Origin of the sequence: Tepidanaerobacter sp. GT38 (assembly GCF_021991635.1) — a bacterium.
GTDB lineage: Bacteria > Bacillota > Thermosediminibacteria > Thermosediminibacterales > Tepidanaerobacteraceae > DTU063.
Genome location: NZ_JAFFJA010000112.1, coordinates 1 through 6,809, shown reverse-complemented (window position 1 = coordinate 6,809; position 6,809 = coordinate 1). Strand labels below are relative to the sequence as shown.

General features: G+C 40.0%; 8 protein-coding genes, 3 tRNA genes, 1 pseudogene and 1 other annotated feature. All 12 genes and pseudogenes read left to right on the top strand.

The window, feature by feature from the left end:
• A pseudogene (locus JT739_RS11965) lies at positions 1–396 on the top strand (hypothetical protein); the annotation flags it as partial.
• A gap of 142 nt (positions 397–538) precedes the next feature.
• Entirely contained in the window at positions 539–688 is a 150-nt protein-coding gene (rpmG, locus tag JT739_RS11960; RefSeq protein WP_237661358.1) for a 50S ribosomal protein L33, read from the top strand.
• 16 nt (positions 689–704) lie between these two features.
• Entirely contained in the window at positions 705–911 is a 207-nt protein-coding gene (gene secE / locus JT739_RS11955; RefSeq protein WP_237661357.1) for a preprotein translocase subunit SecE, read from the top strand.
• Between the two features lie 30 nt (positions 912–941).
• A complete protein-coding gene (gene nusG, locus JT739_RS11950) occupies positions 942–1,466 on the top strand; it encodes a transcription termination/antitermination protein NusG (RefSeq protein WP_237661359.1) in 525 nt (174 codons plus the stop codon).
• Positions 1,467–1,493: 27 nt separating this feature from the next.
• Complete coding sequence (gene rplK, locus JT739_RS11945; protein ID WP_237661356.1) at positions 1,494–1,916, top strand: 50S ribosomal protein L11; 423 nt, start codon at positions 1,494–1,496, stop codon at positions 1,914–1,916.
• A 52-nt stretch (positions 1,917–1,968) separates the two neighbouring features.
• Positions 1,969–2,664, top strand: a complete 696-nt coding sequence (rplA, locus tag JT739_RS11940) for a 50S ribosomal protein L1 (RefSeq protein ID WP_237661355.1) — start codon at positions 1,969–1,971, stop codon at positions 2,662–2,664.
• A gap of 13 nt (positions 2,665–2,677) precedes the next feature.
• Positions 2,678–2,842 (top strand) — a sequence feature (ribosomal protein L10 leader region).
• 14 nt (positions 2,843–2,856) lie between these two features.
• Positions 2,857–3,375 (top strand): 50S ribosomal protein L10, encoded by a 519-nt coding sequence (rplJ, locus tag JT739_RS11935; RefSeq protein ID WP_237661354.1) that lies wholly within the window; start codon positions 2,857–2,859, stop codon positions 3,373–3,375.
• A gap of 71 nt (positions 3,376–3,446) precedes the next feature.
• Entirely contained in the window at positions 3,447–3,824 is a 378-nt protein-coding gene (gene rplL / locus JT739_RS11930; RefSeq protein WP_237661353.1) for a 50S ribosomal protein L7/L12, read from the top strand.
• 135 nt (positions 3,825–3,959) lie between these two features.
• Positions 3,960–4,036: transfer RNA gene (locus JT739_RS11925), tRNA-Met, on the top strand.
• A gap of 24 nt (positions 4,037–4,060) precedes the next feature.
• Positions 4,061–4,137: transfer RNA gene (locus JT739_RS11920), tRNA-Met, on the top strand.
• Positions 4,138–4,142: 5 nt separating this feature from the next.
• Positions 4,143–4,217, top strand: a tRNA-Glu gene (locus JT739_RS11915).
• A gap of 191 nt (positions 4,218–4,408) precedes the next feature.
• Positions 4,409–6,769: a stage II sporulation protein E gene (gene spoIIE / locus JT739_RS11910; RefSeq protein WP_237661352.1), complete on the top strand. Its 2,361-nt coding sequence runs from the start codon at positions 4,409–4,411 to the stop codon at positions 6,767–6,769.
• Positions 6,770–6,809: the final 40 nt, after the last annotated feature.

Here is a 6,809-nt window from a genome sequence, read left to right as displayed (position 1 = left end):
GAATATGGAATCGCAGCCCACTGGAGATACAAAGAGGGTGCTAAAAACAACAGTGATTTTGAACAAAAACTTTCTTGGCTTAGAGAAATCCTAGACTGGCAAAGGGATTTACGACATACCAAATTCAAGGGTCAGGTATACGTCTTAAAGAAAGAAGAAGGCGGCAGGCATACACCCTTCTTTAACGGTTATAGACCACAGTTTTACTTTAGGACAACAGACGTAACAGGGACCATCACATTGCCAGAGGGCACCGAAATGGTAATGCCGGGAGACAACATAGTAATGGATATAGAGCTCATATCACCGATTGCAATAGAGCAGGGATTAAGATTTGCTATCCGTGAAGGCGGCAAGACCGTAGGTGCAGGTGTGGTAACTGAAATATCTGAATAAAGGGAGAAAAAAGGGGAATCCTGGGATTCCCCTTTTTTATTGCTTTTATTGACAACGTGATTTAATTGTGATAAATTTATAAAAGTGACTAAGTAGCGAAAAATCCTTGCACTTACAGAAACGACGCTGGGAGGTGTACTCTTTGAGAGTTAATATAGTGTTGGCGTGTACAGAATGTAAAGAGAGAAACTATTTCACACAGAAAAATAAGAAAAATGATCCAGATAGGTTAGAGTTAAACAAATACTGCAAACGCTGCGGGAAACATACATTGCATAAAGAAACCAAATAAAAATAGGAGGATGCTTATGGCAGCGGCTAAGGAGGGCATCGTAAAGCGAACAGGAAAGTTTTTTCGAGAAGTAAGGTCTGAGATGAGAAAAGTAACATGGCCTGTAAAGAGCGACCTTATTACATTTACTATTGTGGTTTTTTTATCTGTTGCCATTGTCAGTGGCTTTATATGGATAGCCGATACTATCATGTATAAGCTGGTATCACTAATTCTCCGATAATTGAAGGAGGCTTGGGTGGAGCCCGATATTATGTCTAGAAATTGGTATGTAATTCATACTTATTCAGGATATGAGAATAAAGTAAAAGCAAACCTGGAAAAACGCGTAGAATCAATGGGAATGCAGGATAAAATTTTTCGGGTTCTCGTTCCTGTTCAAGAGGAAGTAGAAGTCAAAAATGGCAAACGAAAAGTAACGCAGCGCAAAGTTTTTCCGGGATATGTGCTGGTTGATATGATAGTAACCGATGATTCCTGGTACGTAGTGAGAAACACACCGGGAGTTACCGGTTTTGTTGGCGCAGGCAGTAAACCCATTCCCCTTCAAGAATCTGAGGCAAAACTCATTTTAAAACAGATGGGTATAGAGGAACCAAAACCAAAGCTGGACGTTGCTGTAGGTCAGAATGTAAAAGTATCATCAGGACCTTTCGAAAATTTCGTAGGGAAAATCATAGAGATTAATGAAGAAAAACAAAAGCTTAAAGTATCAGTTGCTATGTTTGGAAGAGAGACCCCTATTGAACTGGGTTTTGACCAAATAGAAAAAATTTAGGAATATAGTTAAATAGGAGGTGCGCCAATGGCAAAAAAGGTTATATCTGTAGTCAAACTTCAGATTCCTGCCGGCAAAGCAACACCAGCTCCGCCAGTAGGTCCTGCACTTGGTCCTACGGGTATTAATATAATGAACTTTTGCAAAGAATTTAATGAAAAAACAGCCCATCAAGCTGGTTTAATCATACCAGTAGAACTCACGGTATATCAGGATAGGTCTTTCAGTTTTATTTTGAAGACCCCGCCAGCTTCGGTACTGTTGAAAAAAGCAGCGGGGCTAGAAAAAGCCTCTGGAGAACCTAACAAGAGTAAAGTTGGCAAAGTTAGTAAAAAGGACATTGAAGAAATTGCCAAACTGAAGATGGTTGACTTAAATGCTGACACTTTAGAAGCTGCTATGAGAATGATAGAAGGCACTGCCCGAAGCATGGGCATTGTAGTAGAATAATGTTTTTAAGTGGGAGGATTTTTCCGCTAATACCACAAGGAGGTTATAAAATATGGCTAAACGTGGGAAGAAATATTTAGAAGCAGTAAAGCTAGTAGATAGAACTAAACTCTATGAAGTCAAAGAAGCCATAGATCTTGCAGTAAAGACGGCTGTTAAGAATTTTGACGAAACCATAGAAGTAGCAGTACGCTTAGGCGTTGACCCGAGACATGCTGATCAGCAGGTCAGAGGAACTGTAACCCTTCCGCATGGAACCGGAAAAACTGTTAGAGTGTTGGTATTTGCTAAAGGTGATAAAATCAAAGAGGCAGAGGAAGCCGGCGCAGATGTTGTAGGTTCTGATGAGTTGGTTGCTAAAGTTCAAGAGGGCTTTTTAGATTTTGATGTAGCAGTGGCTACACCGGATATGATGGGTAGTGTAGGTAAACTAGGTAGAATATTAGGCCCAAAAGGTCTTATGCCAAACCCCAAAACAGGCACTGTGACTTTTGATGTAGGAAAAGCTGTACAAGAGATTAAAGCTGGTAAAATAGAGTTTAGAGTAGATAAGACCAAGATCGTTCACGCTCCCATTGGAAAAAAATCTTTTGGCGTTGAAAAATTAACTGAAAACTTCAAGGCATTTATGGAGGCTATAATCAAAGCCAAGCCAGCTGCTGCTAAAGGGCAGTATCTGAGGAGTGTAGTCATTTCCAGTTCCATGGGACCTGGAATCAAAATCAATCCTCAGAAAGTCTTAGATTAAGAAGCTAATCAATTTAATATTTATTAATGCGCTGCAGACAGTAGGTGCCCTTAGGCTTAATTTCCTACCGAGGCGAAAAGGTAAAGACTGGTACTTAAGTATTTTTGTACCGTTCTTTATACTTTACGTTGAAAGAGGAAGCCTTTCTGTTCTGCAGAAAGGCTTTTTTAATAAAATTTGGGAGGTGAAAAAGTGGCAATAAAAGAGGCAAAAGTCAAAGCTGTAGAGGAATTAAGGGATAAGTTTGGCCGATGCAGAGCCGCTATACTTACAGACTTTAGGGGTTTAAATGTGGCAGAAATAACAGAACTCAGGCGCAAACTTAAAGAGCAGAGCGTAGAGTACAAAGTTGTAAAAAACACCTTAACCAGCATTGCCCTAAAGGACTTTGACTACAATTTAGATGAGTTTTTAGAAGGTCCTACGGCTATAGCTTTTAGCTATGAAGATCCTGTAGCTCCTGCTAAAGTGTTGGTTGATTTTGCAAAAACCCACAAACAATTGGAAATAAAAGCGGGAGTTGTGGAAGGTAAGGTTGCTGATAAAGCAACCATTGACCAATTGGCCAAGATGCCGCCGAAGGAACAGCTATTGGCCAATGTGGTTGGTGCACTTCAATCCCCACTGTATGGTATTGTTGGCGTGCTACAAGGCACTCTACGCGACTTTGTTTACACGCTACAGGCTATACAGGATAAAAAAGCTTCATAAGAAGAGTTTAAAGGTTTTTTGTATAAAGTAAGTAAAAAAAGATTTTTAAATATAAAAAGGAGGAACTTTTAATGACAAAGGAAGAAATTATTGCTGCTATTGAAAATATGACTGTTTTAGAACTATCAGAATTGGTGAAAGAACTTCAGGATAGGTTTGGCGTAACCGCCGCTGCTCCTGTAGCAGTTGCTGCTGCACCTGTTGCTGGTGGCGCTGCTGAAGCAGCTGCAGAAGAGCAGACTGAATTTGATGTAATATTGGCGTCTGCTGGAGATCAAAAGATTAAGGTAATCAAGGTAGTAAGAGAAATTACAGGTCTCGGATTAAAAGAAGCAAAAGATTTGGTAGACAATGCTCCAAAACCAATCAAAGAAAAGGTTTCAAAGGAAGAAGCAGAGCAGATCAAAGAGAAACTTGCAGAAGTTGGCGCTACAGTCGAGATAAAGTAAATTGCGTCGGGTTTTAAAATACGGGTTCAAAAGAACCCGTATTTTCTCCTAATTTCTCCATAATTTCAAGGCTTGACGAATTAAAATTTTTATTATAAAATATAAAGTGTTCGCGGCAAAAAAAAGCTTAGATGACGCGGGGTGGAGCAGTCTGGTAGCTCGTCGGGCTCATAACCCGGAGGTCGTCGGTTCAAATCCGGCCCCCGCCACCAAAAAAATATTAAAACAATAATTATGGCGGCGTAGCTCAGGTGGCTAGAGCATGCGGTTCATACCCGCAGTGTCCGGGGTTCAAATCCCTGCGCCGCTACCATACATGGCCCTGTGGTCAAGTGGTTAAGACATCGCCCTTTCACGGCGGTAACAGGGGTTCGAATCCCCTCAGGGTCACCATAATATTGTAAATAAGTCGCATTTTATGTGACTTATTTTTTTTGCCTTTTTTCTTTTATTGTCGCCAATAGACTATTTCAGTTTATTTTTGTCGCATAATTTTGCGAAGCAGTTTCTTAATCTTGACAATATTTACAGCCCGCCTCCTGTATAATGGTATTTACCAAATATTGCAAGGAAGGTGGACAAACTTGATTGACAGAGCTCAGCTTAAAATGGCAGACGTTTTTGTACAAAAATCTTCTAAATCTAAAACTGAGGCTCTCTTATCTTTGTCTGCAGGCCTAACAAAAGAAGCCATCAATGTAAGCATTTTTGCATTTTTATTTGGCATGGCTTCTATAAACGGTCTTCATCCTTTTGCCCTGTCCTTTGCAGCGGCAAACTTCATATACCGAAGTAATTTTATTATACCAACAGTATTTTCATATTTCGGGACTTTAGTAACAATAAAAAGTCTCGCATCTGTTAGGTATTTAGGTGCTATTGGTATATTTTTTATTATTTACACCTTGCTAAATAGAACAAATCGGCAAAATCAACTTTTATTGTTAGGATTAGGAGTGTTTTTATCAAGTGTGCTTGCAGGGCTAATTTTTTTGAGAGCTTATGAAATATCACCCTATGATATATTTTTACTTTTGGCGGAATCTGCCATGGCGTGTATCATGACCTTTATTATTCCTGGAGGCATGCCGTGGCTTTTTAAAGAACCTATACAGTCCACAGAAAGAAATATTTGCATGGCAGTACTGGCTGGGGTTATATTGTCTATTGCTCGCAACTTCGTGTGGCTTGGCGTAAATGTAAGAGATGTAATAGGAGTGTTTGCCGTTTTGCTATTTGCACTAATAGATGGCGCCGGTGCAGGAGCTGCAGCAGGGATAATCGTAGGAATAACAGGCTTTTCTTTTAGCCTTTCGCCTTGGTCAACAGCTATAATGGCATTTTCCGGTCTCATATCCGGGTCTTTTAACAAACTTGGGAAAATTGGCGTTATTACTGGTTTTTCACTGGGATATTTACTGTACAATTTTTACGTTAATTCCATGGGTGAGGCAATTATTTCACTGCCGGTTTTAGTGATAGCTTTTCTTATGATTTTGCTGTTGCCCCAAAACATCATAGATAGGCTGCACCTATATTTAGGCAGCTCTAGTAATTCCCAAAGCCATTATTTAGAGGAACGGGCAAGAGATAGGTTGTATGAATTAGCTTCACTCCTTAGGGAAATGGGAGGAGCCTTTAAAGATTCGCTAATAAAGAAGGAAAGCAGAATACTTTCTGCGGAGTACCTTGGTTTAGTTTGCCAGAGGGCACAGCTGGAGGTTTGCTCTGATTGTGGAATGCGGAGAATTTGTTGGGAAAAAGAACCAAAGAGAACTATGGCCTCCTTTTATACGCTTATAAAACTAAATGAAGGGCTAAGCGACAAAAAGGACCTTCCATTTTTGTTCAAATCTCGATGCGGCCGGGCTGAAAGCATAAAAAAAATAATAAAACAGCAAAGTGATATATTTAAAGTTAAACATCAAATGGAGAATATAATAAAGACAAATCAAAAACTCATACAATTACATTTTTCAAAAACTGCCGACATGATCAAAGCGCTGGCAGATGGAGTATGGGAAGAAGAATATGAGCGAAACATTGAAGGTGAGCTTTCTGAAAAGCTTTCTCAGATGGACATAAGTGTGGAAAGGGTACATGCCGATCACAAAAACCGCAGATTTTGTGTAGACATTGTAAAAACCCCATGTACGAGCAATAAACACTGTGAAATGCTGGTTCCCCTGGCTGCATCTGATGTGCTTGGCAGGAAGATAAGCACAAAAGTCATAGATTGTCCCATAAAGAGCGGAAGCTCCAAGTGCCGCCTGAAAATTTTAACTCATGGAACCCTTGAGGTTTCAGTAGGTGTGGCAGGAGTAGCCAAAGAAGGTCAGGGTATATCTGGTGATGGATTTTCATTTGCGGAATTTAAAGAAGGTAAATACATGCTTGCCCTTTGTGACGGTATGGGAGTTGGTGAAAAAGCTGCCGAACACAGCGAAAAAACCCTTGCTTTAATTGAGCGGCTGCTGGAAGCGGGATATAATCAGGAGACAGCATTAAAAGTTACTAATTCAGCAATGCAGGCCATCAATACTGATGAAGGTTTTTCAACTATGGATGTTGCATTGATCGATACTGCCAGCGGAAAGGTAAAATTTATCAAGGCAGGCGCACCGGCTAGTTTCATAAAACATGGCACTAAAATAGAAATTATACGAGGTGGGAGCCTGCCTGTAGGTATAATTGATGAAGTAGCGCCTAAAGTTACAGAAAAAAACCTTCGAGCTGGGGATATGGTGATAATGATAACTGATGGAGTTATAGATGCTTTTTCAGGCAAACAAAACGGTGAGGAAATGCTTAAGAAATTTTTAGCTGAAACAAAAACTACAAATCCTCAAGAAATGGCTGAAAAAATATTAAAAAAGGCCAAGGAACAAAATAGCATCCGGGATGACATGACCGTGCTAGTTGGCAGTATATGGGAGAAGAGGTAAGCCCATAAGATAAAGTGATTCACATAGTGTAAAATAATTG